This is a genomic window from Ruegeria sp. THAF33, assembly GCF_009363615.1.
GTDB lineage: Bacteria > Pseudomonadota > Alphaproteobacteria > Rhodobacterales > Rhodobacteraceae > Ruegeria.
The window spans coordinates 777716-802393 of record NZ_CP045384.1; the positions used below are offsets into that span (position 1 = coordinate 777716).

25 protein-coding genes and 1 pseudogene are annotated in these 24678 nt (G+C 58.8%); 13 read left to right on the forward strand and 13 right to left on the reverse strand.

Features of this window, described 5'->3' with window-relative positions:
* Position 1: 1 nt before the first annotated feature.
* Positions 2-277, forward strand: coding sequence for a thermonuclease family protein (locus tag FIU92_RS03940; protein WP_254705370.1), 276 nt, complete (start codon positions 2-4; stop codon positions 275-277).
* A 793-nt stretch (positions 278-1070) separates the two neighbouring features.
* Here FIU92_RS03940 and FIU92_RS03950 read toward each other — a convergent pair.
* Positions 1071-2012, reverse strand: a complete 942-nt coding sequence (locus tag FIU92_RS03950) for a pirin family protein (RefSeq protein ID WP_152457322.1) — start codon at positions 2010-2012, stop codon at positions 1071-1073.
* A 188-nt stretch (positions 2013-2200) separates the two neighbouring features.
* Between FIU92_RS03950 and FIU92_RS03955 the strand changes: the two genes are divergently transcribed.
* The 3 genes and pseudogenes from FIU92_RS03955 (at position 2201) to FIU92_RS03965 (ending at position 6388) form a co-directional block, all read left to right on the forward strand.
* Positions 2201-4321 carry a hypothetical protein gene (locus tag FIU92_RS03955; protein ID WP_216646559.1) on the forward strand — a complete coding sequence of 707 codons (2121 nt, stop codon included), beginning with the start codon at positions 2201-2203 and terminating at the stop codon, positions 4319-4321.
* A gap of 203 nt (positions 4322-4524) precedes the next feature.
* Positions 4525-5334: pseudogene (locus FIU92_RS03960) on the forward strand (pirin family protein); the annotation flags it as partial.
* A 79-nt stretch (positions 5335-5413) separates the two neighbouring features.
* Entirely contained in the window at positions 5414-6388 is a 975-nt protein-coding gene (locus FIU92_RS03965) for a 2-dehydropantoate 2-reductase (protein ID WP_152457324.1), read from the forward strand.
* Between the two features lie 9 nt (positions 6389-6397).
* On the opposite strand, the gene FIU92_RS03970 is transcribed toward FIU92_RS03965, so the two are convergent.
* The 3 genes from FIU92_RS03970 to hrpB all read right to left on the reverse strand — a co-directional run bounded on the left by FIU92_RS03970 (position 6398) and on the right by hrpB (position 11042).
* Positions 6398-7873, reverse strand: a complete 1476-nt coding sequence (locus FIU92_RS03970; RefSeq protein ID WP_152457325.1) for an inorganic phosphate transporter — start codon at positions 7871-7873, stop codon at positions 6398-6400.
* An 89-nt stretch (positions 7874-7962) separates the two neighbouring features.
* Positions 7963-8421 carry an NUDIX hydrolase gene (locus FIU92_RS03975; protein WP_152457326.1) on the reverse strand — a complete coding sequence of 153 codons (459 nt, stop codon included), beginning with the start codon at positions 8419-8421 and terminating at the stop codon, positions 7963-7965.
* A 167-nt stretch (positions 8422-8588) separates the two neighbouring features.
* Positions 8589-11042, reverse strand: coding sequence for an ATP-dependent helicase HrpB (gene hrpB / locus FIU92_RS03980; RefSeq protein WP_152459829.1), 2454 nt, complete (start codon positions 11040-11042; stop codon positions 8589-8591).
* A 209-nt stretch (positions 11043-11251) separates the two neighbouring features.
* Here hrpB and meaB point away from each other — a divergent pair, with 209 nt between their 5' ends.
* The 4 genes from meaB (at position 11252) to FIU92_RS04005 (ending at position 13969) form a co-directional block, all read left to right on the forward strand.
* Complete coding sequence (gene meaB, locus FIU92_RS03985; RefSeq protein ID WP_152457327.1) at positions 11252-12223, forward strand: methylmalonyl Co-A mutase-associated GTPase MeaB; 972 nt, start codon at positions 11252-11254, stop codon at positions 12221-12223.
* A gap of 186 nt (positions 12224-12409) precedes the next feature.
* Positions 12410-12697, forward strand: coding sequence for a 50S ribosomal protein L28 (gene rpmB / locus FIU92_RS03990; protein ID WP_050603240.1), 288 nt, complete (start codon positions 12410-12412; stop codon positions 12695-12697).
* A 407-nt stretch (positions 12698-13104) separates the two neighbouring features.
* On the forward strand, positions 13105-13455 hold the full coding sequence (locus FIU92_RS04000; protein ID WP_152457329.1) for a hypothetical protein: 351 nt from the start codon (positions 13105-13107) through the stop codon (positions 13453-13455).
* Positions 13456-13495: 40 nt separating this feature from the next.
* Complete coding sequence (locus tag FIU92_RS04005) at positions 13496-13969, forward strand: copper chaperone PCu(A)C (RefSeq protein ID WP_152457330.1); 474 nt, start codon at positions 13496-13498, stop codon at positions 13967-13969.
* 92 nt (positions 13970-14061) lie between these two features.
* Here FIU92_RS04005 and FIU92_RS04010 read toward each other — a convergent pair whose 3' ends face one another.
* Together FIU92_RS04010 and FIU92_RS04015 are read right to left on the reverse strand one after the other, a co-directional pair.
* A complete protein-coding gene (locus tag FIU92_RS04010; RefSeq protein WP_152457331.1) occupies positions 14062-14670 on the reverse strand; it encodes an HdeD family acid-resistance protein in 609 nt (202 codons plus the stop codon).
* Between the two features lie 61 nt (positions 14671-14731).
* The gene (locus FIU92_RS04015) at positions 14732-15430 is read right to left on the reverse strand and encodes an NAD-dependent deacylase (RefSeq protein WP_152457332.1); all 699 of its coding nucleotides are present in this window, start codon (positions 15428-15430) and stop codon (positions 14732-14734) included.
* Positions 15431-15458: 28 nt separating this feature from the next.
* Here FIU92_RS04015 and FIU92_RS04020 point away from each other — a divergent pair, with 28 nt between their 5' ends.
* Complete coding sequence (locus FIU92_RS04020; protein WP_152457333.1) at positions 15459-15902, forward strand: low molecular weight protein-tyrosine-phosphatase; 444 nt, start codon at positions 15459-15461, stop codon at positions 15900-15902.
* Here the strand turns inward: FIU92_RS04020 and FIU92_RS04025 are convergent.
* From FIU92_RS04025 to FIU92_RS04035, 3 genes are all read right to left on the reverse strand, one after another.
* A complete protein-coding gene (locus tag FIU92_RS04025; RefSeq protein ID WP_152457334.1) occupies positions 15899-16852 on the reverse strand; it encodes a LysR family transcriptional regulator in 954 nt (317 codons plus the stop codon). The genes FIU92_RS04020 and FIU92_RS04025 overlap by 4 nt on opposite strands.
* 65 nt (positions 16853-16917) lie before the next feature.
* Complete coding sequence (locus tag FIU92_RS04030) at positions 16918-17226, reverse strand: hypothetical protein (protein WP_152457335.1); 309 nt, start codon at positions 17224-17226, stop codon at positions 16918-16920.
* A gap of 2 nt (positions 17227-17228) precedes the next feature.
* Positions 17229-18329: a Hint domain-containing protein gene (locus FIU92_RS04035; protein ID WP_172978464.1), complete on the reverse strand. Its 1101-nt coding sequence runs from the start codon at positions 18327-18329 to the stop codon at positions 17229-17231.
* Between the two features lie 161 nt (positions 18330-18490).
* Between FIU92_RS04035 and lepA the strand changes: the two genes are divergently transcribed.
* On the forward strand, positions 18491-20290 hold the full coding sequence (lepA, locus tag FIU92_RS04040) for a translation elongation factor 4 (protein WP_152457337.1): 1800 nt from the start codon (positions 18491-18493) through the stop codon (positions 20288-20290).
* Between the two features lie 64 nt (positions 20291-20354).
* On the opposite strand, the gene FIU92_RS04045 is transcribed toward lepA, so the two are convergent.
* A complete protein-coding gene (locus FIU92_RS04045; RefSeq protein WP_117869650.1) occupies positions 20355-21068 on the reverse strand; it encodes a class I SAM-dependent methyltransferase in 714 nt (237 codons plus the stop codon).
* Positions 21069-21466: 398 nt separating this feature from the next.
* Between FIU92_RS04045 and FIU92_RS04050 the strand changes: the two genes are divergently transcribed.
* The 3 genes from FIU92_RS04050 to FIU92_RS04060 all read left to right on the forward strand — a co-directional run bounded on the left by FIU92_RS04050 (position 21467) and on the right by FIU92_RS04060 (position 22780).
* A complete protein-coding gene (locus FIU92_RS04050; protein ID WP_152457338.1) occupies positions 21467-21820 on the forward strand; it encodes a hypothetical protein in 354 nt (117 codons plus the stop codon).
* Between the two features lie 83 nt (positions 21821-21903).
* Positions 21904-22224, forward strand: coding sequence for a hypothetical protein (locus FIU92_RS04055; RefSeq protein WP_152457339.1), 321 nt, complete (start codon positions 21904-21906; stop codon positions 22222-22224).
* Between the two features lie 106 nt (positions 22225-22330).
* A complete protein-coding gene (locus FIU92_RS04060) occupies positions 22331-22780 on the forward strand; it encodes a hypothetical protein (RefSeq protein WP_152457340.1) in 450 nt (149 codons plus the stop codon).
* A 100-nt stretch (positions 22781-22880) separates the two neighbouring features.
* Here FIU92_RS04060 and FIU92_RS04065 read toward each other — a convergent pair whose 3' ends face one another.
* From FIU92_RS04065 to FIU92_RS04075, 3 genes are all read right to left on the reverse strand, one after another.
* Positions 22881-23297 carry a type II toxin-antitoxin system Phd/YefM family antitoxin gene (locus tag FIU92_RS04065; RefSeq protein WP_152457341.1) on the reverse strand — a complete coding sequence of 139 codons (417 nt, stop codon included), beginning with the start codon at positions 23295-23297 and terminating at the stop codon, positions 22881-22883.
* An 828-nt stretch (positions 23298-24125) separates the two neighbouring features.
* Positions 24126-24263 carry an entericidin A/B family lipoprotein gene (locus tag FIU92_RS04070; RefSeq protein WP_152457342.1) on the reverse strand — a complete coding sequence of 46 codons (138 nt, stop codon included), beginning with the start codon at positions 24261-24263 and terminating at the stop codon, positions 24126-24128.
* 61 nt (positions 24264-24324) lie between these two features.
* The gene (locus tag FIU92_RS04075; RefSeq protein WP_152457343.1) at positions 24325-24666 is read right to left on the reverse strand and encodes a helix-turn-helix transcriptional regulator; all 342 of its coding nucleotides are present in this window, start codon (positions 24664-24666) and stop codon (positions 24325-24327) included.
* Positions 24667-24678: the final 12 nt, after the last annotated feature.

Below are 24678 nucleotides of genomic sequence, written 5' to 3' on the forward strand. Positions count from 1 at the left end.
CGTGGATGCGCCGGAGCTAGGCACTCGTTCTGGTCAGGATGCCAAGCGCTGGATGGTGAACTTCCTACGCGGCAAGAACATCGAGTGCAGTCTCAATGGCGAGCGCACATATGATCGCTGGGTTGGAGTTTGTTACGCGGACGGACAAGACATTGGTGCTGCAGTGATTGCTGCGGGGCATGCTCTGGATTGCGCGAGGTACTCGGGTGGGCGATACAGGCACTTGGAAACCCCGGCTGCTAAGTCTCGTTTGAGGCGGGCTGGGTACTGTAGGTAAGGACGATAGATATGAGAAAATCTAGGGTTGTAGGGGGAACCACTGGTGGAATTATTGGGTTCTTGGTTGGCAGTGGGACGGGGATCGTTGGAGGTCCATTCGTGGCTGTGGCTGGTGTCTTTGTGTTCACGTTAATTGGAATAGGTTGGGGCTTGAGTGCTGGCCCGGATATTGCGGACAAACTTCGTGCGTTGCGATCAAAAAGCTGATCTGCTTCCTGTGAATTCGGTCGCGAGCAGGTCGGGCGTAACCGTGAGTTATTCCCGGTAAAGGCTGGTGGTGCGGCTGTAAGGGTTAAACGCTGGAGCTTCGAGGATTTGCTGAAAGAGTGACCCAGCGAGAACTTGGAGGGAGCCGTTAGGTCCCCTCATTTTTTCCGGCCCCGAAGCCACCAACCAAATGTGGCCGTGAGTACCGCAACGAATATGGCCATGATCCAACTGATCGGGGCCACGCCTGTGTAACTCATTGAGGCCAATACGAGCGTGTCAATAACACCGAGAGCTACGCCGACCCCCGCAGCTATTGGCCATCGATCTATAAACAGACCAGAGATGAACCCTCCGATACCGGCTATGGAAAGGAGCTTAGCGAGGAAAGTTCCAAATAGGACAGCCATTTGTTTTCAATTCCTTCTTACCTAACACATCGGCAGTCCGCGTATGGTGACCTCTGCGGGGCATTGCAGATCAGACTAGTCGGGTTTCGGTCAAAGGCATAGTGTTTCTGACACAACGAAAGCTGAAACGGCTTCCGGAATGCGAAAGCGCGTTTTGTCCCGTATGGCCGCTGTTCACCGTTTCGGTAAGGGGATGAACTCCTGATCATCTCCGGGTGGCAAGTGGAACCGTGGGTTGCTTTCCCAAGCCTCAGCCCTCCAAGACTCCTTTGCTTCCTCAATGCGCTCCTTGGATGACGCCACGAAGTTCCACCAGATATGCCGGGGTCCCTCAAGCGTCTCGCCACCCAACAGCATCACCCGTGCGCCTCTCTCGCCGGCTTTCATCGACACTCGGTCACCGGGACGGAAGACCATCATTTGACCCGCTTCAAAGGTATCCCCGGAGACCTCCACTGAGCCATCCACGACGTACACCCCGCGATCCTCGTGATCATCCGGCAGTGGAATGCTGGCACCGGCTTGAAGTACAGCATCGGCGTAGAACATCTCTGCGGGCGTCTTGACTGGCGCACGTTCCCCGTAGGCGTTGCCAAGGATCAGACGCACCTCCTTGCCTTCACCTTCCATGACGGGCAGAGCATCAGCAGGGGCATGTTCGAAGGTAGGGTCTAGGTCCTCGTGGTCCTTTGGGAGTGCAACCCAAGTCTGAATGCCGAAGAATGGCATGGGGTCCACTTGGGTTTCATCGTCAGTTCTCTCAGAGTGAGTGATGCCTCGACCGGCAACCATCCAATTCACCGCACCCGGTTCGATCCATGAGTCTGTCCCGAGGCTATCCCGGTGGTGCATCCGACCGCGATACAAGTAGCTGATCGTTGCCAAGCCGATATGTGGGTGAGGGCGTACGTCCATGCCTTTGGTTGGCAAGAACTCTGCGGGTCCCATTTGATCGAAAAAGATAAAACTTCCGACCATCTGGCGCTTCGGTGCGGGTAGGGCGCGTCGTACCTCGAAACCGCCCAGATCGCGGGCGCGGGGGATTATGACGGTCTCAATGGCGTCCACGGCGTCGCCCGTGGGGCAGTGGGGGTCTAGCGCGGGGTTCCAAGACATGGGCGTACTCCTTTGGCCCTGTCGATAAGATGGCTCACGGAGGCGGGAAAGGAACCCCCAAGGAACGCTCAGGGTTCGTGCGGCGTTGCACATCCGAGCAAGTTACTCATCAACGCCAGTCTTTCTGGCTGGGAATGCGGCATTAGTTGCGTCTATGCTAAGCGATAGAAAACAACTGATTGATATCAATGAACACATCTTTAACACGTAGCGCTGCCCGAATTTACGGAACCCTTAGCGAGCTTGGCGGAGACTCCACGGATGTCTTGTCACGTCTTCTCCCATTTTTTGAACCGATCCTTCGGCCACTACAGGGTCACCGGTTTGAAGTTGACGAGTTCGCAGCGTCTGTACGAGACACTTGGAAGTGGAATTTTAATAGCGACGTAGTTGAGGTTTTTGTTCCTCACCTTGTCGCTGCCGGATGGTTGACTCCGGATAGCGCCGAAACAGAGCCAACTACCTACTCCATAACACTGCCAGATACTGACTTCGATGATCCTGCACATGCCTCGGCTAAAGCTGAACTTCGATCACTCGCCGAACAGTTCAAGTCGTTCTCCGAGGAGTTATCCCCGCTCACTGCGATCCCCAAAACGGTTGAGGAGTTCGAGGAAATACTCATCGAGTGGCTTCTGTATATCGAGGCATTCAGTGAAAAGAACTTGGAGTTCAACGCTAAGGTCGAAAAGAGCGACAGCGGCACCATGCAACAGGTTGTTGAGGTGCCTAGAACGACAAAACTGAAATCCGAAGAGAAATTTCTTTGTGCTCGATTTGTTGAAGAAGCGATCCGTACGCAACCCGAGACAGGAGAGAGACTGGCAAGGATCGCATCCATTGGGCTGTTGACAGAGGTCGTGCAAGACTTCGTAAAGCCGACCACTCCGGTCGAGACTTCGAACCTAGTTGTTTACTTGGATGCGCCTGTTGCAATGGAGTTGTTGGGCGTTTCGGGAAAAGCCTCGAAGGAAAACACTCTACCAGTAGTGAACGAATTGCAACGGATCGGCGCAAATGTCCGGGTGTTCGGCCAAAGCATCGAAGAAATCAGAAGAAGTCTCCATGCCGTCCTTAACAACCCTCGCCCAACAGGACCGACGGCTCAAGCCTTGGCGCGTGGTGAAGTCTTGAAGGACTACGTCGCACAGATCCAAGCCGACCCCGAGAGCTTCCTGAATGAGTTCAACATTTCAGTCACGCACCGGACGTTGGACCAAACACCCTCCGAACACCAATACTTCCCCGATGAATATTGGCAGGAGATATATGGTTCGTTGGTTTTCCAACAGAATATGACAGCGCGAGAGCACGACTCTGATGTCGTTACGCTAGTAATGCGACAGCGCAGGGGGCACACTGATCGTGATATCTTTCGTTCTCGCTTCGTGTTGGTAACTAGGAACGGGCTTGTTGCTCAGCTAACGAGGAAGATGTGTGTAGACTTGGGGGTGATCTCACCGGGCGCTGTTCCTCCGGTAGTCCACCGCAGGTTCTTGACGGCTTCCATCTGGTTAAGGACAGGTCTCGGTAGTCACGATTTGGAAGTTCCAAAGCGTCTTTTGCTGGCGAACTGCGAACGTGTCTTAGCGATCAGGCCTGGAGTTGTTGAGGCAGTCAAAAAGCTAACTGACGATCTTGGGGATGCAGAGAAGGCCAAACAACTAGACCTGCTGATCGGTCAGCATCGCAGCACCCAGGCGCTGATGGATAAGACGCTTGGGACGGCGAGTGTTGTTACTTCGGACAACATTGCAGAGTTGTTTCAAGAAATGATCCATCCCCACCTTGAAGAAGAAAGAGACCGCAGCAAAGAGGCGGTGAAGGCGGAACGTAAGAAAGGTGACGAAAGGGTCAAGAAGGTTCGGAATGAACTTGCCGAAGTTAAGATCGCTGAGCTTGCTGCGAAGAAGCAATACGAAGATAAAGTTGCCGAGGACAAAGAAGCCGTATCTGCGCTATGCGAATACGTTGAGGGTTCACTTGCAGGTGCTCGCAAGCAGCGAAGGACTTGGGCACTGCTTGTTGCAGCACTCCTCGTTCTCCCGATGCTGCTGGCTCCTTCTAGCAATTGGAAATGGCTATCGCTCGCCATAGCGTTTTTCTTGACCTATCTCTCTGTCACCGGGAGTAAGTTGATTGGTGTGACGACGCCCAAAGCTATTGCAATGAATGCCCTGAATGAAGCTGCAGACGACCGAGGTATCGCTAAGAAGCTCTCTCAGTTTTCCGTTGAGTGGCATGGTGAGAGCTTTACGGTAATCGATCCCCCGCAAGAAACGGTCGCTGACAACGGCAGACTGATTTAGCGATGGGAAGATTTGGATTTGGTTGAAAAATCTGAACGGGTTACATTAACGTGATCCTTTCCGCGATCCCCCCGTGGCCCCCTCGGATCACTCGGGGAAAACCAGCAGGACACCCGCTGGGTCGCCGGGGATCGGGCGCAGCCTCGGAAACGGCCGGTCTCCTGCCATTTGATAGGCCCTAAACCTTTTTTCGAATAAAACTCTTCGATCAAATGGGGCCCGCTGAATTCATTACCGAAGGCGGCATCGACGTGCGGCCCCACCCCCATATCGGACTGGGCACGGTCACCTATCTGTACCAGGGCGAATTCGAGCACCGCGACAGCCTTGGCACACATCAGATGATCTATCCCGGCGAGGTCAATTGGATGGTCGCAGGGCGTGGTGTCACCCATTCCGAGCGCACCAGTGACGAAACACGCGGCAGGAAACACAGCCTGTTCGGCATTCAGACCTGGATCGCCTTGCCCGAAGCGCATGAGGATATGGCCCCGGATTTCGAACATCACAAACAGGCCGCGTTGCCACATATTCAGGATGCAGGCGTCAGCGCCCGATTGATCCTGGGTTCAGCCTATGGTGAGACCAGCCCGGTCACGATGCTGTCCGAAACCTTCTATCTCGACGTGCAATTGGAACCCGGCGCGTCTTTGCCTCTGCCTGACGACCACGAAGATCGAGGTGTCTATGTCACGCAAGGTTCGGTCGAAATCGCGGGTGACAGGTTTGACGAGGGCCGCATGATGGTGTTCCGGCCCGGGGACGAGCTGTCTGTCAAGGCCGGTGCGCTGGGCGCGCGGCTGATGCTGCTGGGCGGAGCGACCCTGAATGAAGACCGCTACATTTGGTGGAATTTCGTTTCGTCTTCGAAGGAAAAGATCGAAACCGCAACCCGTGAGTGGATAAGCGCCGATTGGGCCAATGGTGCATTTCAACTGCCTCCGGGTGACGATCAGGAATTTATTCCTATTTCCAAAGAGCTTGAGCGCACCAAACCTCGGCTGGCCCGCTAGCGCGCGACGTCGGGGGCAAGCGGGCTTGTGTCACGGGACGTTTGCGGTGATCCTTTTCGGGTGTACCGGAGGGGGTATCATGAAACTTGTCCTTGCAGGCGCGGGCAGCATCGGCTGTTACTGTGGTGCTTTGCTGGCCCGTGCGGGCCACGCTGTAACCCTGCTGGGCCGCGCCCGTGTGCTGGACCCGATCCGAGAGCACGGGCTGAAGGTTACTGACTTTGACGGCCTTGATTACACGGTCCCGCCGGAATCTCTGGTGCTCAGCGAAGATCCGGCCTGCCTGCGCCGGGCCGAACTTGTCATTGTAACGGTCAAATCGGGCGCAACATCGGATATGGCCGAGCAGATAGGCGCCTTTGCGCCCCGGGATGCGCCTGTCCTGTCCTGGCAGAACGGGATTGAGGCCGCCGAGACGTTGCGCAATACCCTTCCCGGGCGCGACATACGCGCCGGAATGGTTCCGTTCAACGTGGTGCCGACTGCCCCCGCCACCTATCATCGGGCCACGTCCGGAGAGATCGTCATCCAAAGCGGCACCGGTGATCTGGCCGCGCAGCTGAGCAGCGCTGACCTTCCCGTCACGTCCAGCGACCAGATCGAAGCCGTGCAATGGGGCAAGCTGGTGATCAACCTGAACAATGCGCTCAATGCCTTGTCGGGCCTCACGCTGGTGGATCAGCTGATGAACCGCGACTGGCGCAATCTCATGGCGGATCAGATGTCCGAGGCGCTGACCGTCCTCAAGGCGGCGGGTCATCCCGTGGCCTCGACCACACCGCTTCCGGCATGGATGACCCCGCATATTCTGCGGCTGCCGACACCGCTGTTCACCAGGATCGCGGCCCGGATGCTGACAATCGACCCGCATGCGCGAACGTCCATGGCCTATGACCTCATGGCCGAGCGGCAAACGGAAATTGACAGCCTGCAAGGTCACATCATCCGGATGGGTCACGAAACCGGAGTGCCAACACCCATCTGCACGCAGGTGTCCGACCTGATCAAACATGCACCCGATCACCCGTTGTCGCCGGAACAGATCAGGCTCTGACGTCATCCCTCAGGCGAACGCGGTCAGCACCCAGTAAATGACGGCCGACATGGTTGCGGCGGCGGGCACGGTGACAATCCATGCGGCCACGATGGTCATGAAATGCGACCGCCGTACCAGCTTGCGCCGGCGATATTCTTCCGGAGCAAGGTGTTGTGCTTTGCGTTGAAGCTTTCCCTGCTTGCGCCGGCGCTCGGAATCCCACTCGCGGTAGAAGCCGACGCCAAAGACGGCACCAACAGCGATATGGGTCGAACTGACCGGCAGGCCAAGCCAGCTGGCCAGAATCACGGTGATCGCCGCCGACAGGGCGACGCAAAAGGCGCGTATCGGGTTCAGCTTGGTGATCTGGCGGCCCACCATCCGGATCAGCCTGGGGCCGAACAGGAACAGACCGAAGGAAATCCCGAAGCCTCCGATGATCATCACCCAAAGCGGGATTGGAACTTTCGCGGCGAATTCTCCGAATTCGGCCGCGTGGACAATCGCGGCCAGCGGGCCGACCGCATTGGCCACGTCATTTGCGCCGTGGGCAAAGCTCAGGAACGTGGCCGAGATCACAAGCGGCAGGCCAAACAGCGTTTTCAGCGACCGGGTCCGGTTCTCCATCCCTTCGGATCTGCGTTTGACCCACGGGACGGTCACGGACCAGGTCAGCAGCCCCACGCCCAACCCGATCAACAGGGCCATCTTGGGATCGATATGCACGATCCGTTGCAGGCCTTTGACGGACAGATAGGTGGCAAATGCCCCCGCCATCACCGCCAAAAGGATAGGTACCCATTTTCGCGCGGCGGCAATCTTGTCGTCCTGGTTCTGGATTTTCGACTTGATCAGCGCCAGAAAAGCCGCGGCAACCGCCCCCCCGAGCATCGGCGAAATCACCCAGCTGGCTGCAATTGCACTCATCGTGCCCCAGCTCACCGCGCTCAGGCCCGCTGCTGCAATGCCTGCACCCATCACCCCGCCCACGACTGAATGCGTTGTGGACACAGGGGCGCCGATCCAGGTCGCCAGGTTGACCCACATGGCCGAAGATATCAGCGCCGCCATCATGGCCCAGATGAACACCTCGCTGTTTTGCACCGAGGCGGGGTCGACAATCCCCTTTGAGATGGTCGAGACCACGTCACCCCCCGCAAGCAACGCACCAGCGCTTTCGGCAATGGCGGCAATCACGATGGCGCCGCCCATGGTCAGCACATTCGCACCGACCGCTGGGCCCATGTTGTTGGCCACGTCATTGGCACCGACATTGATCGCCATATAGGCCCCGAACGCGGCCGCCGCGACCACGACATGGCTGCCATCCGCCCGACCGAACAGGACCGCCGCCGTCAGCCCGGCAAGCGCCATGAAGGCCAGTGCGACCCCCGGTGCCAGCAGGTGGCGCGCGACATGGATGTTGGCGGTTTCGACCCGCGAAATTCGGTGCAGGTCGCTGTCCAACGTTTGCCAGCGTGGTTTCGGATTCGTGTCAGACATGAACTTGGTCAGATAGTGAAGGATCGTGCGCCACTAACGGTATCCGGCTGCTCAGGCAAGCTGGGTGCCATCGAAATGTTGCGAATTCCTTACAGTCTGCGCAACAAGGCCTGAAGCTCGGGCTCTTGCACCAGGGTGGCAGCTTCAGCCGGCGCAAACCAGCCGCGCTCGCGCTGATCGGCCTCGGGAAAGTCATCGGCCAGCGCACGCACCGATATCCTGTAGACATTGGTCAATACCGGTTGCGCCGATCCGTCTTTGAGGATCTTGTCGTAGGTGAATTGGCCGATGGGTTCATCGTGAACCGCATCCGCGCGCACCCCGGCCTCTTCCCAGGCCTCCTGAAGGGCTGTTTCCGCGCCACTCAAACCATCGATGGGCCAGCCTTTCGGGATGATCCAGCGTTTGGTGTCACGGCTGGTGATCAGCAAGACCTGGTCCTGCCCGTCATAAGTGCGGGTGCACAACGCCGCAAACTGCACCCGTCGGGGGCGCAGGAACAGCGGTCGTCCTACCTCTTCCCAGATATTTTGCAGCCATGCATTCATCAGTTTTTTTGTCAGTCTACTCTATGCCTTCAAAGTTGATACGACTTAACAACGGAAATGGTGAGTTTCAATTAAACCTTCCAGTTTTGGCCGGGTTTGGCCGATTTTTAAGGGTTTTCTGGGTTGTTTTGTGGATTTTGGGCAAGGCTCGGGCTTTGCTGACGGCTCTAGTCACGTCTGCGTTTTGCCCTCAGCGTGGGATCAGCCTGGGTCGGGTCTTCGGGCCAGGGGTGTTTGGGGTATTGCGCCCTCATGTCCTTGCGTACATCCGCGTAAGAGCCTGCCCAGAAACCGGGCAGGTCACGCGTTATCTGGATCGGGCGCTGCGCCGGTGACAGCAGAGTGATCTTCAAAGGCTGGCCGCCGATCGCCGGGTGTCGGGTCACGCCAAACACTTCCTGCAAGCGGACCGAGATTTCCGGCACGGCCGCGCTGTAATCAATTGGCACCTTGCGTCCCAGCGGCGTTTCAAATGACCCCGGAGCGCGCCGGTCCAGTTCCTGCGTCTGCGCCCAGTCCAGCCGCGCGCGCAGGGCGGGCAAAAGATCGAATTTCTTCCAGTCTTCGGCGCTTTTGACCCCTGACAGCATGGGCAGCAACCAGTCTTCCATGTCGGCCATCAGGCCTGCGACCGAAAAATCGGGCAGATCGACGCCATCGGCGCGCACCAGCTCGACACGGGCGGCCAGGCGCGCGGCGGCACCCTCCAGCCGCAGGCCAAGATCGCGTATCCCATCCAGCATCGCGCGGGCCACGGCGTCGTCCGGGACGTCCTTCCATATGCGGTCGTCTAATGTGATCGCGCCGAACCGCTCTTGCCGCCGCGACACGACCCGCCGCTCGCGTTTGGACCAGGCGCAGGTCTCGACCCAGCGGATCTGATCCGCGAACAGATCGCGGATGTCGCGTTCCGAAATCTGGGTGGCCATCCGGACCTTCGCCTCGCGCGGGTTGCCATCCGTGTCGATGGCGACCAGAAACGGCGCGTTGGCCAGTGAATCCGCACTGTCCAGAACAACGCCTTTCCCCCCTGACAGCACATAGCGCGGCGCGTCACCCTTGCGCCGCTGCCCGATGCGGTCAGGATAGGCCAGCGCAGCCATGGCGGCGGAGCTCAGATCGGCCGAGTCGCCCTTGAGCTGTTTCCGCAGCCGTCTGGTCTCAGCATTGATCCGATCCACTGCGCCCATGTTGACCTGCCAGACCCTGTTGCGCTGAAAGGCCCGGGGATCGCGCAGCACCTCTTGCCGCAGGGTGATATCCACCGGCGCACCGCGAAGGGGGTCACGCTCGGCCATCAACGCTGCCAACGGGGCGGCGTTCGGACCGGCCCGCACAAGCATGTGCCCCAACCGGGGATGCAAGGGCAGTGCCGCCAGGGCGCGCCCATGATCGGTGATCCGCCCATTGGTATCGAGTGCGCCCAGCATTGTCATTAAAGCCCGCGCCTCGGCCATCGTCCCCTCGGGAGGTGGTGTCAGAAAGGCAAGATCGGCCGCGTCAGCGCCCCACAGGGACAGTTCCAACGCCAGCCCGGTCAGGTCCGCCGCTTCGATCTCGGCAGGCGGGTAGGCGGCCAGCGCACCGTCTTCCCCCTTCGCCCAGAGCCGGTAACACACCCCTTCGGCCACCCGTCCGGCCCGGCCCGCGCGCTGTGTGGCCTCGGCCCGGGTCACCCGTTCGGTCACCAGCCGTGACATGCCCGATCCGGGATCGAACCGAGCCCGCCGGGCCTGTCCCATATCCACCACGACCTTGATGTCGGGGATCGTCAGCGAGGTTTCGGCAATCGACGTCGCCAGCACGACTTTGCGCCCATGTTCCACCGGGGCAATCGCCGCACGCTGGGCCGCAAAGGGCATGGCTCCGAATAACGGGCGCATCACGCAACTGTCGGGCAACCGACTGTTCAAATGGCTTTCAGCGCGTCGGATTTCACCCTCTCCCGGCAGGAAAACCAGAATTCCGCCGCCGGATTTTCGCGTCTCACGCTCGGCTTGCACCACCAGATCGATCAACGCATCCAACCGTCGCGCTTGCGGCCCCAATGGCCGATCCAGCCAGCGCGTCTCAACCGGGAAGCTGCGCCCGTCCGATGTGACCAGAGGGGCCGCCATCAACGCACCGACGGGATCCGCATCCAGCGTGGCTGACATGGCCAGCAGGATCAGATCGTCCCGCAATGCGTCGGTCACCTCGAGGCACAAGGCCAGCCCCAGATCGGCGTTCAGAGATCGTTCGTGGAATTCATCGAAAATCACCGCGCCAATTCCCGGCAGATCCGGGTTGGATTGCAGCATCCGGGTCAGGATGCCCTCGGTCACCACCTCGATCCGGGTGTCTTTCGACACTTTCGCCTCGCCACGTACACGGTAGCCCACGGTCTGTCCCGTGCGCTCTCCCAACGTCTCGGCCATCCGCTCGGCCGCGGCCCGGGCCGCCAGCCGCCGGGGCTCCAGCATCACGATCCTGTTGTCACACAAACCCGCCTCGAGCATTGCCAGAGGAACCCGCGTGGTCTTGCCCGCCCCCGGTGGGGCCTGCAATACCGCGCGGCCCTGCGCGCGCAATCTGTCCAGCAGTTCGGGAATGGCGTCGTCGATGGGCAGGCGTATCGTCATCCGGCTCTTATCCGCGATCATGCAGGTGGCGTCCAGTTCTCTCGCCGTGCGCGTTCTGGTGACGCCGGGGCGGCAGACCCAACCCTGAACGGCCAAGCGACGCACGAATTGACGCAGCTTTCGCTTTGATCGTATTTCCGGCGACCTGCGGTCTGGACAAACACCCCCCGAGCGCGGCAACTATTCCTGCCTCTAGGATCGGGACAAGAATGCAGACAGACAGCCTCAGCGACAGGATTTTGAAGGGCGAGCGTCGGGCGCTGGCCCGCGCGATCACTCTGGTGGAAAGCAATCGCGCGGATCATCGTGCACAGGCCAGCGAGCTGTTGGCCCAGCTCGTAGGATCGGGGCGTCAGGCGCTCCGGATTGGTTTGTCTGGTACGCCCGGGGTAGGCAAGTCCACCTTCATCGAAAGCTTTGGCATGATGCTGACGGGGCAGGGGCTGCGTGTCGCGGTTCTGGCAGTCGATCCCAGCTCTGCCCGTTCGGGGGGCTCGATTTTGGGGGACAAAACCCGGATGGAACGCCTGAGCCGCGAGAAGAACGCCTTTATCCGCCCCTCCCCCAGCCAGAGCCATCTCGGCGGCGTTGCCCGACGGACCCGCGAGGCCATCGCCCTGTGCGAGGCCGCAGGCTATGACGTGGTGCTGATTGAAACCGTGGGCGTCGGGCAATCCGAAACGGTGGTGTCCGAATTGTCGGACCTGTTCCTGTTGCTGTTGGCCCCGGCGAGTGGGGACGAATTGCAGGGTGTCAAACGTGGCATCATGGAGATGGCCGATATCATCCTGATCAACAAGGCGGATGGCGACCTGAAGGCCACGGCGACCCGGACATGCGCAGACTATGCCGGTGCGTTGCGATTGCTGCGCAAGCGCCCGCAGGATCCCGAAGGTTTCCCCAAGGCAATGACCGTTTCAGCGGTCGAAGAACAAGGGCTGGAGCAAGCCTGGGACGAGATGCAATCCCTGACCCGGTGGCGCCGCGACAACGGTATCTGGGAAGCCAACCGGGCCGCCCAGGCGCGATACTGGTTCGATCAGGAAGTCCGCCATGCCCTTCTGGCCCGGCTCGACACGCCGCAGGCCAAGGCCGAGATGGAACGCCTGAACGCCGAAGTCTCGGCCGGGCGGCTGAACCCGGCCCGCGCGGCCGAAAAACTGCTTGGCACGCTGAGCTGACGGGGTGAAAGGCGGCAAGGTTTCAAAGGCGGGCGCAAAATGAAAGAATTCGTTCGGTCCGTCTTGACCCTTCCTGCGATTCCCACTACACGCATCCAACCAGTTTTCGGGCGCGACTTCGGGTTGTGCCCCTTGTGATTTGGCCGAGGGCTTTGTGCCCGGCCTCCAGAAACAAAGGAAGAAACCATGTCGCGCCGTTGCGAACTGACCGGAAAAGGCCCGATGACTGGCAACAATGTCAGCCATGCCAAAAATAGAACTCGTCGTCGTTTCCTGCCGAACCTGAATGACGTTACCCTGCAGTCCGAGACCCTGGGCCGCGGCGTGAAGCTGCGCATCTCGGCAGCCGCCCTGCGTTCGGTTGACCACCGCGGTGGTCTGGACGCATTCCTGGCCAAAGCCAAGGATGAAGAACTGTCGGCGAACGCACTGAAAGTGAAAAAGGAAATCGCCAAGGCGCAAGCCACGGCCTAAGCCTTTTCGCGGATTGATTTTCAGGCCCTGCACCTCTTTGGTGCAGGGCTTTTTCGTTTTGAGCCGCCCGCTGCAGCCCGACACTGTTTTCAATTTCGAAATTATTTTCCGCTATTGGTGAATTGCTTCACATACGGAATGCCGAATCTGACCTATCGTCACTGTCATTCATCAGGCGGGGGCCTCACTATGACGTTAAAAAGTTTCTACCTTTTCCTGTTTCTGGCCGCGGTTTTTCGCAAAGCAATTTCGGCTTGTACGCGGATGCAGCGCAGGGTGAATCGTTCCCACACCAGCTTCAATACAAGCAAGGTGAAACGACCGGGAATTGATTACTGAAACCAGCTTCAAGCGCGACCCTTTGGCGCTTGAAGCTACTCTACCGACTGACCTATACCCGGGTCAGGATGAGACCAGCCATAACACGATTCCTGCCTTATGTTCTGTCCCTGCTTTTGGTTCTGACCGGGCAGAGCCTTGCCGTGTCCCGCGGCATGGACAAGGCCGTGGGTCAGATGGTGTTGTGCACAGGCACCGGTCCGGTCGTTGTCTACATGGACGAAGACGGACAGCCCACCGCGCCACCGCATTACTGCCCGGATTACGCACTGTCCCTGATGGGCGCGGTCGCCGTTGCCCAGCCGCCCATGCCTATGGCGCCAGAGCGGGCGCAGATAGCGCCGTTGCGACATCTGGTCAATCAAATCGCATTGCCGGTCCCCGGCACCCCGGCGCGCGCGCCGCCTGTACGTGTTTGAAGACACTACTTTTTCAAACTTACAATACAGGAGAGGCACGATGTCCCTCAAAACTACTCTGTTTGCAACCCTGGCCGCTGTGACCCTGGCCATGCCCGCTTTTGCCGAAGGCACTATCAAAGTTGATGACGCCTATGCCCGGTCGTCGGGAAAGACCGCTAAGGCAGGCGCCGCGTTCATGATGATCCAGAATCTGGGCGATGCGGACGACCGTCTGGTCGGCGTGACGTCGGATGCCGCTGCCCGGGTTGAACTGCATACGCACAAAGTCGACGACAATGGCGTGGCCAAGATGGTGCATGTCGAGGAAGGCTTTGCCATTCCGGCAGGTGAAACCCATATGCTGAAACGTGGCGGCGACCACGTGATGTTCATGGGGCTGACCGAACCGTTCGAGCAGGACGCCATGGTTCCGGTGACGCTGATCTTTGAAAAGGCTGGCGAGGTTGAGATCGAAATTCCGGTCGATCTGGAGCGTCAGGACATGGGCGGGCACGGATCTCATTCGAACTAGGGCAACGCCTGTCTTCGGGCCGCGCGGCGGCCGTCATCCATGCGTCAGGCCGGGCATTGCCCGGCCTGTTGTTCCTGCGGCCACCGTTGGTGCTATTTGTTGATGGTTTTCATACCAACACGGTCACCGGCCTGGCGGAATCGGGACGCAAGCCAGAACATGACCGCGGCAATGGCCAGCGCCGAAAAGGCGATGCCCCATCCCAGCGCAACAAGCGCGACCGCTGGCCAGATCATCAAAACAAGCCCGACCACAAGCGCGACAAAACCCGAAACGCGCATGGAGCCGCGTTGAGGGTCTCTCTCGTGCATTTGCCCGGATGCCGCCAGCGAGCCGATCCCGATGATCAGCACCCAGGCGCCCATCAGGAAGAAGGCCAGTTTGACCGTCCCTTCCGGCCAGATCAGCAGGACAAGCCCGATCAGAAGCGCACCGATTGCAGCGCCACCCATTACCCCGCGACGCCCAACGCCCAAAAGCGTCAGGCCGCCATCGAGGATCAGCAGCACACCAACCAACCGCAGCAGCAACGCGATGCTGCCAGACGGCCAGAACAGTGCTGCAATACCGACAAGCCCGGCCAATATTCCGCGCAGCAGAAAGGTCCACCACAGGCTGGAAAGCTGCTCTCCCAGCATGTCGCGCCCGGCCATGCTGCCTTCATCCAGAATTTCACCAGTCCGGGGGTCCTGATCCGTCATGTCTTGTCCTCCAGTCGTTTCGGGGGCAGTCTAACCGAATTAAGCGAGTGTTGTCTGTACTTTAACTATGCGGCGCAAGCAGGTGTCCGACCCATCGCGGAACTGTCTGGGTCGCTTTGCCGACAAGTCTTTCATCAAACCCGGATGCGCCCGGCGACGGTTCCAGATTGATCTCGATCGTCCGAGCGCCCGCCGCTTGTGCCTCGTGCACGAACGCTGCCGCCGGATAAACCTGACCCGAGGTGCCAATGGCGGCAAAAAGCGACGCGCTGCTCAGGTGGTCATAAATCTCGTCCATGAAATAGGGCATCTCACCAAACCAGACCACATCGGGCCGGGCCGTGGGCCGCGCACAGGCGGGGCAGGATTCCCCAACCGCCATTTCGGGCGGGGCGGTCCAGCGATGGCCACAGGCTGAACACAGCGCGCCCGCCAAAGTTCCGTGCATGTGGATGACATCCTTTGCACCGCCCGCCTCGTGCAGGCTGTCCACGTTCTGGGTGACGATCACGACGTCTCCGGGCCAGTCCCGTTGCAGCCGGGCCAGTGCCTCATGAGCGGCATTGGGTTGAACTTTGGCGGCCTGAACCCGCCGCGCATTGTAAAACCCTTGAACCAGTGCGGGGTCGCGGGCGAATCCTTCCGGCGTGGCGACATCCTCGATGCGGTGCTGGGCCCACAATCCACCCTCATCGCGAAAGGTGCTCAACCCGCTTTCGGCGGATATTCCGGCCCCGGTCAGAATCACGATCTTTTCCATTTCTCCTCCGCGCGGTACAGCATGGTGCATGTCACACCGTATCCTCTTTGTCTGCCTAGGCAATATTTGCCGTTCCCCCGCGGCAGAGGGCGTTTTTCGCGCCCGCGCGCCGCATCACGTAACCGATAGTGCCGGAACCATGGGCTGGCATGCGGGGAAACCGCCCTATGGCCCGATGCAAGCAGCCGCGAAGGTCAGGGGAATCGATCTGGGCGACCTGCGCGCCCGTCAGTTCACTACTGCCGATTTCGACCGCTTCGACCTGATCCTGGGCATGGACGCCAACAACATCGCGGATATCGAGAATCTGCGCCCCGCCGGCAGTGACACCCCGGTGCGCCTGCTGACCGATTTCGCCCCTGAAACCGGCGCGGATCATGTGCCTGACCCATATTACACGCGGGATTTCGAAGGCGCTCTGGACCTGATCGAAGCGGCGGTCGAGGGGCTTGCCGCCCATCTGGACAGTTAGCCGCCGATCACCCGCAGCGATCCGCTCAGCCAGGGCAGTTTGGCCAAAGCCGGGTCAACGATCTGGTTCTGCATCAGACGCCGTGTCATGCCCGCCACCTCCTGCGGCACCTGATCGGACCAGCCCGTTCGTGCCAGCAATGATATGCTGCGCGAGAAATCCCCGAACGGGGCAGGGTGGGCCTCCAGCCCGTCATGGAACCGCGCGGCGCGCATGAAACCCAGCGGCGTCGTGATCGCCCAACCCAGACCCCGTGCAACCATGGCCATCAGCGCCATGTGCGAGCCGATCTCGAACCGTTCCTCGAACTCCTGTGCGCCGCGCGCCATGTGCGCTTCGATCTGCCGGCTGATCAGCTGCTCGCGGGCATAGCGCAGATACGGCAGGCTGTTCTGCACAGCCTCCACTCCGCCCGCCCCCTGAGGCGCAACCAGAATGAACGGATCCCGGACCAGAGGGTACTCGACCACCCCCTCCAGCACTTCTCCGCTATGGGCGGTCACGGCCATGTGCAGGCGTTGTTCGGCCAAGGCCTCGAACAGATCGAGGCTCGACAAGGTGATCAGTTTGAAATTCGATCGGGTCAGACTGTCTGCCAGCAACGTGGCCAACCGCGGGGTCAGATCATTGTCGAAGTCGTCGATCAGCCCGATGGACAAAGTGGTCAGATGCCCCAGATCCATGACCGACAATTCGCTTTGTGCCATTTGCAGCTCGGCCAGAACCGCTTTGGCGCGCACCAGAAAGCTGCGCCCGGCCTGTGTCAGGCGCATCGGTCGGCGCCCGTGATCGACCAGTTCGGTGCCCAGAGCCTTTTCCAGATTGCGCAACTGTTGGGAAACGGATGGCTGGCTGAGCCCCGTGATCTCGGCGGCCTGTGCCACCGATCCCGTCCGCGCCAAAGCCTCGAACACCTCAAGGCCCCGCAGGGTCAGCCCTTTTATCACCATAAGATACACCTTTCGCTGCGCCTTTCTGGGGCGCAGCGTGGATCAGGTCAAGGTTTCAGAAGGGCTTAGCTGCAGATCGCCTGTGCCATCTGGCCAAAGTTCTGATACCGGTCCCACAGCGCATCATCGCGCGCGGTCTGCGACATCTTTAACTGTTGCGCCTGATGGGGGTCGGTGAACCATTTGGCCACGGTTTTCTGATCGCTACGGGTAAGCGCCTGATCTGCTACGCGCTGGATGCAACTGCACCGATCCCGCGTCGCCGCTGATCGATCCGACGCCAGACACGCCCGCTTGATCTGCGCCGCGTCAGCAACCGGAGCCACCGCCGTCAGCGATGCCGCACAAAATGCGATTAAGAGGAACTGTTTCATGCTCATGCCTCGTTTTTGCCTGCCCGGAGGGATCTTGCGCCCCTCTCGGCCTGCGGCGAAGTATGAATCAAACTGGAGTTTGGATCAACGGACAAGATGCTGTTGATCAGGAATGTTGCTTCTTTTCTCTTCAGCGTCAGCCTCGCGGTTTCAACGGCATATGAATCCTGATCGACCAGGCTGCGAAAGAACAGATCATCCGGGTTCTGGCCGCTGGTGGATGGTACCAGCAGCAGGCTTTCGGAAATTGCTCCGTTGGCGTTAATGGCATTATGTGTCTCAAGCAGCAGATGATGGTAAATTGCACTGTTTTCTCTGCACAATGTAGCAATGCCCGCATCAACAAGGCTGATGGCTGGTAAAAACACTTCGTTCTCTGCACAAAGGATTTCAGCCAAAGGGTGCGTGACCAGCATTCTGTGTTGCTGTGACACTTTCAAATGCGCGAAATTCGAAAGCGTTCCCTCGGGAATTTCGACCATTCTGAAACGTCCGGCTGTGATGACAGCCTGTTCGCCCGTCCAGATGACAGGTAGATAGCCATTGTCACGGGTCCAAATCTCATCACCCGGCTTCAGCATTTCGATGGGGCGGTATCCGGATTTGGTTTCGATCAGTGTCCCACGGCAGTAGCAAATGGGGCTGACATATGCGTTTGATGCGAAGCTTGGGCCTTCTTGCGTACTGACGACCGTCAGAGGCACTCCGGCTGGTGGAAACTGTCCGGGTCCGCCGATGAATGCGATGCCCTCGACGGTTCCATATGCCGGTGATGAGTTGTTCACGTTGAACGCAACCGCCTGCCACGTGGTTGTCCCGTCTGTCAAAGTAATACCATATTCGGCTTCAACACGCGTGCCGCTGGCGAAAAGCGTACCATCGATTGTCTGATCGCCGTTTAACCGCTGATTGCCATCATTGTCGGAAAAGTTGGTGTCCGATCCGGCATCCGTGATGAAAACTTCGGTCGCACTGCGCGAATTGATGGTAATCGTCTCGCCAATAAGATGTATCCCCGTGCCCTGATTGATCCCGTCCAGACCCTGCGCCACAGAGACGGACAATTGACCTTCACCCAACACAAAGATCGAATAATCGGCCAAGTCTTCCCTGCTTTCTGTTTTTGAAACGGCCAGATGATGCGATCATCTTAACTATTCACTGATTTCGGGTAAATGCCGCTGAACAGAAAGGCGCGGGTGGGACCTTTTTTGCAACGCTTCAACGCTTGACGAGGGGCAAAACTCCCGACATATCCCACTCCATGACAGACCTCGCTCATATCCGCAATTTCTCCATCGTCGCGCATATCGACCATGGCAAATCCACCCTTGCTGACCGGCTCATCCAAGAGACCGGCACGGTCAAGGACCGCGACATGAAAGAACAGCTGCTCGACAGCATGGATATCGAGCGCGAACGCGGCATTACCATCAAGGCCAACACGGTTCGCATCGACTATACCGCCGACAATGGCGAACAGTATGTGCTGAACCTGATCGACACCCCCGGCCATGTGGATTTCGCCTATGAGGTCAGCCGGTCGATGCGCGCGGTCGAAGGCTCTCTGCTGGTTGTGGACTCGACCCAAGGAGTTGAGGCGCAGACGCTGGCCAACGTGTATCAAGCCATCGACGCCGATCACGAGATCGTGCCGGTGCTCAACAAGATCGACCTGCCCGCGTCCGACTGTGACCGTGTGGCCGAACAGATCGAGGATGTGATCGGCATCGACGCCTCCGATGCCATTCAGGTCTCCGCCAAGACGGGGCAGGGCATCCACGAAACTCTGGAAGCCATCGTGCAGAAACTGCCCGCACCGCAGGGCAATCTGGATGCACCGCTCAAGGCGATGCTGGTGGATTCGTGGTACGACGCCTATCTGGGCGTTATCGTTCTGGTCCGCATCATGGACGGCACGCTGAAAAAGGGGATGCGGGTCAAGTTCATGTCGAACGGCACCCTGCACCATGTCGACCGCGTCGGTGTCTTCCGCCCCGAGATGGAGATGGTCGACTCGCTTGGTCCCGGTGAGATCGGCTTTCTGACGGCGTCGATCAAACAGGTCCGCGACACCCGCGTCGGCGACACCATCACCAATGACCGCAACGGCACCGAAAAGGCTCTGACGGGTTTCAAACCCGCGCAGCCGGTGGTGTTCTGTGGCCTGTTCCCTGTGGACTCCGCCGAATTCGAAGACCTGCGCGACGCGATCGACAAGCTGGCCCTGAACGACGCCTCATTCAGCTTTGAAATGGAAACCTCCGCCGCACTGGGCTTTGGCTTCCGCTGCGGCTTCCTCGGGCTTCTGCACCTTGAGGTCATCCGCGACCGCATCGAACGCGAATATGATATCGAGCTCATCACCACCGCGCCGTCGGTGATCTATCACGTCTACATGAAAGACGGCGAGATGATCGAGCTGCACAACCCCGCCGACATGCCCGACCCCTCGAAGGTCGACCATATCGAGGAACCGCGCATCAAGGCGACCATCCTTGTGCCGGATGAATTCCTTGGCGACGTGCTGAAACTCTGCCAGGACCGCCGCGGTATCCAGCTGGACCTGACCTATGCGGGCAGCCGCGCCATGGTCGTCTATGACCTGCCGCTGAACGAGGTCGTTTTTGATTTCTACGACCGCCTGAAATCGGTGACCAAGGGCTATGCTTCGTTCGACTACCAGATGACCGGCTATACCGAGGACAATCTGGTCAAGATGTCGGTACTGGTGAATGATGAACCCGTTGACGCGCTGTCGACCATGGTTCACCGCGACCGGGCCGAGATGCGGGGCCGTGCGATGTGCGAAAAGCTCAAGGACCTGATCCCGCGCCACATGTTCAAGATCCCGATCCAGGCCGCCATCGGAGGCAAGGTCATCGCGCGCGAGACCCTGTCCGCCTTGCGCAAGGACGTGACCGCGAAATGCTACGGCGGCGACGCCACGCGGAAACGCAAACTGCTGGACAAGCAGAAGGCGGGTAAGAAGAAGATGCGCCAGTTCGGGAAGGTCGATATCCCGCAGGAGGCGTTTATTTCTGCTTTGAAGATGGACAGCTGAAGCTGTCCGTTTTGAACAGTCACTGACAGGTTTGCTTTTTGGGTTCGAGCTTGATGCCACCTGATCAGGTGGCGGCTCGCACCAAATGGAATTCGCAGTCCGTCAGGCCGAATTCGCTGTAATCAATCGGCTTGGAAAAGTTCAGGCGCCTCAACTGTCTGTCTGCAATTCGAACCGGTCTGAGGTTGGAATCGTCATGCACGATGAATGCACCGGACGGCATGAGAGCGTGTAGCGCCAGAACCTCTCTGAGGTGCGTGTCCTTGGCCCCGTCCAGGTGCAGGAAATCGATTTTCGCATCAGGGTGCCTCAGGGCGTATGCCGGAGCTTCGATCAGAGAGTTTCCTTTGATCAGCTCAACCCGGTCAGGAAACTTGTACCTTAGCCAGTTGAATGCGGCCGGCACGTAAATGTCCACGCGGGCCCACCGGCGGTTCAATCTCTGGCAGACATCCACGCCGACGCACTTGATTTCAGGGTTGGCCATAAGCGCCAACAACATGCTGTGGCCCGCATTCACGCCTATTTCGAACAGACGTGTCGAGCGTCGGGCCAACTCAAAGAAATTTCTTCGTTTGGGTTCGAATCTTTCAATAAATGGCTGTGTTTGAAAACCCGTCGCGCGGTGTTCATAGAACAGATTGCCATTCAGCGCAGGTGGTTCCCCCACTTGTTCAAGCGAATGTGCGACATACTGATTGAGGTCGCGCAAGTTTTCGTTCCACTGTGCTGAGGACAAGAGATCGTCATAATCTGAAGGATGGAAGTTGGAAGACACAGTACTTTTCCTCGAAACCCTTTAGTTCCATTACACGCGAGCTTTTCGTTAAACTGTTGAAGCGATGGAAAGTAAACCTTTGAAGCGAAAAACAAGTATTCTCGTTTTGTGGGCCTAAAGTGAGTTCCGTCAGTAGCGTATAAGCACGAATGCCCGCCTTTGGGATGACCTTCCTGCGTCAACCAAAGGGTTCACCTTCGAAAAACCGGGCGGCGCGTTTGCGCCCCGGGGCTCCGCCCGTTCGCGGCTGAATTCGTCCACTGGACGAATTCCGAGACGCCGCTTACCCCCTCGGGCCGGCGCTGCCCTCCGGCTTGGCAATCGCACAATTTCTGAAATCCAACCAAAAGTGCTAGACTCCCCGCATTCCAAACAGATTTTTCAAAGGGGGAAGTGTTATGGACCCGCAATTGCGTTCCGAGATTTCGATGCGCCGTCTTGACCATTATTACGACATCATGCGCACCTCGATCTTTGCCTATGTCGCCATCGCCGCGGTCATCGGGTTTGAGGCCGAAGGGGTTGCTCTGCCGCTGATCGTGCTGGTGCTTGTGATCACCACCTATGGTGTTCTGGCGGGCAAGACCGCGCTGGAAGATGTTGAAAACCTGCGCGGCGACATGACCGAGGAGTTTGCGCAGACCAGCTTTGCCCAAGGATTGAAGGCGCGTAACCTGAAAGGGCTGATCTTGACGTCGAATGTGTTGCTGGGTCTGATTGGGCTGTCCGAACTCATCGCAATCGTGTTCTGACCGGAGACTGTGACCAACCTCACAGCCTCAACTTTGCCCACCTGCTAATGTTGACGCAACGGCAACCTCGGCAGGAGGCCCACATGTCCACATCGCTCATCCCTCTCATCGCCCTCGGGTCGGCGGGTCTCTATTCCGTTGCCATGATCTCGATGAAGTTCTGGTGGAAACTCCCCGGTGTTGGCCTGACTCTTCTGATCGTCGCCACGTTGCTGGCTGCGGCGACGCTGGAACTTGCCGCGCTGCGCAACGAACGATTGGGCATCATCTATACCGGCATTCTGGGGGCCGAGGTCGTGCTGATCGCCATCGCCTCGTATTTCCTGTTTGGCGAGAACTTTTCCTATCGCGAGGGGATTGGCATCGCGCTGGTCATTGTCGGGACAGCTCTGGCCTGGGCCTGAAGCCCCATTCTAAGCCGCCGCTGAACCAATCATGAAGTTTCCCTTAAGTAAGTTGTAACCCGCCCGGGCGCTCCCAATCTGTTTACCAGACAGAAGGAGAGAGCCCATGACCAGATACATGACTGCCGGAGCAGCCGCTTTGGCCACGACCCTCGCCCTTGGAACGGCCGCGCTGGCCGATACCACGCCCGACCTGCGCGGCACCTGGCTGGGGTCCTACACGACCGTCCAGCCCAGCCATTACTACAAAGGCGATCAGCCCCGGTTCAATCAGGCCGAATGGATGCTGGATGTGCAGCTTCAGGACGGCAACGTTTTCTGGGGGCACAGCAAATGGCGTCGCGATGGCGATACCGACTGGAATGAATACGAGGCCACCGGCACCATCAGCCTCGATGGGACGGGCAGCATCGGCATCGTCGAAACCTCACCTCTGCTGATCGGCGCGAATGCGTTGATCGATGCGCGGTACGAAGATGGCAAGATCTTTGCCGATTTCCGTAGCCTGCGGAACGGAACGACCTACAGCACCGTTCTGGAACGTCAGGTGAACTGAAGCGTGTCCGGCCCGGGCGATTGTAGGGGGTAAGTATCGCTGCTGCAATTTTGACTGCGGCGGAGGTTAGTAGGTTGCCACGCGCGGGTCGGACCGCTTCTCAAAAACGGAACAATCGTCTCCACAGCGAGGAGACGGGCCGGGCGGCCAGTTCACCGCCTGCGACAGGATCCAGACCACCCCGCGCAAGAATGCGGCGTTCCTCGGCACGGGTCATCTGGATCTCGCGAACCTTCAGCGCGGCTTCGCGCGCGGTGACATAGCTGCCGTCCGGTCCCGGTTCCATTCCGGGGATGTTGCGTCCCCGCGACCACATCCCGCGAATGCCCGACAGCGGATGTTTCCACCCGATTTCGTCATCATCCTGCAAATGCCAGATCCGCTTCGCTTCGGCGACCGAGACCAGAGCGGCCAGCGGTTTACCGTGCCGGGTCAGTATGATCACTTCTCGCGGGTCCTGTGCGCGGGTGACCAGAGCGCCCAAATGGGCGCGCGCATGGGAAATGGTGCAACGCATCGGCGAACCTCCGTATGTACGATTCGAAAGATTTGTGGTCCGAGAGTTGTACAAACCCTGCAACTCTCAACTAATGGCGCGTGCGGTGGCGTTTGCGCCCGCAGCATTGGGCCAAAAGCCGGGCTCAGGTTCAGGCCTGAGATTTTCCCGGGACAAACATGCGTGGAGTCGAAACTTCTCGGATTATCCACAAAGATTTCCCGGCAGATACCAACAGTTTATCCCCGTCTAATTTTCATGCTGCGGTGCTATTTTCTTGTCAGATACAAGGCATGCTGCAACAGTCTGAACACCACAAAGGTTCTTAGGAACCGAAGGTGGGGCGCAAAGGCCCGGGGGTCTTGGCAGAGAGACTGGATCTTAGGATTTGCGTTGAACTGCAATGGCTTACCGGTGGGTGATCAGCCGAGTGAGGGCTTCATGCCCAAGTCGGATGGCTACCTTCTCAGAAGGCCGATGCACGCTGTGATGTCCTTTCGGGGGCAATGCAGCCGCCGCAGCTTCTCAGGGGGCTGTGGCAACTGGATCGGGTGCTCTTCGGAGCGCATCGACCCGGTAAGGCGTCAGGAGTGTCCGAAAGGATGCATGCAAAGACCGCGTCTGCGCACCTGGCGCCTTTTCCTTTGCCGGATTTCGGTTTCATACAGGCTACCACTCACCCCTGCCGAAAGGGACCGGGGCTCTTCTGCGTGTGCGAAAGAGCCCCGATTTAGCGTCAGATGATGCAATGCCGCGTCTATGCACCTGTAAGGGAAAGCTACCGCGGCAAGCCATGTCTTTCAACTATATATTGAGAGAACGCCCGCGTGCGGCGCAAAATAAAGTGTATTACAGGCTTTCCTGCACGTCGGTTGCTGCGCCTTGGATGGCATCTCCGGCTTTTTCGATATCCTTGCCGGCGCCTTTGGCGGTTTCGCAGGCAGTCAGTGCAAACAGGCTCAGGCCCATCAGAATTACGCGGATCATGTTCGTCTCCTTGGTGCTCGATTGTCTTTCGGTAGCACCTTTTAGCAGCCGGAGCCAGTTCCTAGGTCCGGTCGTCGCTGCAGAAGAGCTCGTAAACGACTTCGAGCATGCGGCGGGGACGATCATCCGCCAGACGATAATAGATGGCTTTGCCTTCCCTGCGAGGTATCACCAACCCTTCAAGTCGCAGACGGGAAAGTTGCTGTGATACAGCGGCTTGTCTGGCGGACAGCAATTCTTCCAGTTCGGTGACGGATTTTTCACCGGACACCAGATGGCAGAGGATCATCAATCTGCCTTCGTGGCTTATTGCCTTGAGAAAATTGGAAGCGCGTGTCGCGTTGGTGACCATGCGGTCAAAATCTTCTTTTGACATGTCATTGGACAGCTGAGGAAGTGCCATCGATTGAGTTCC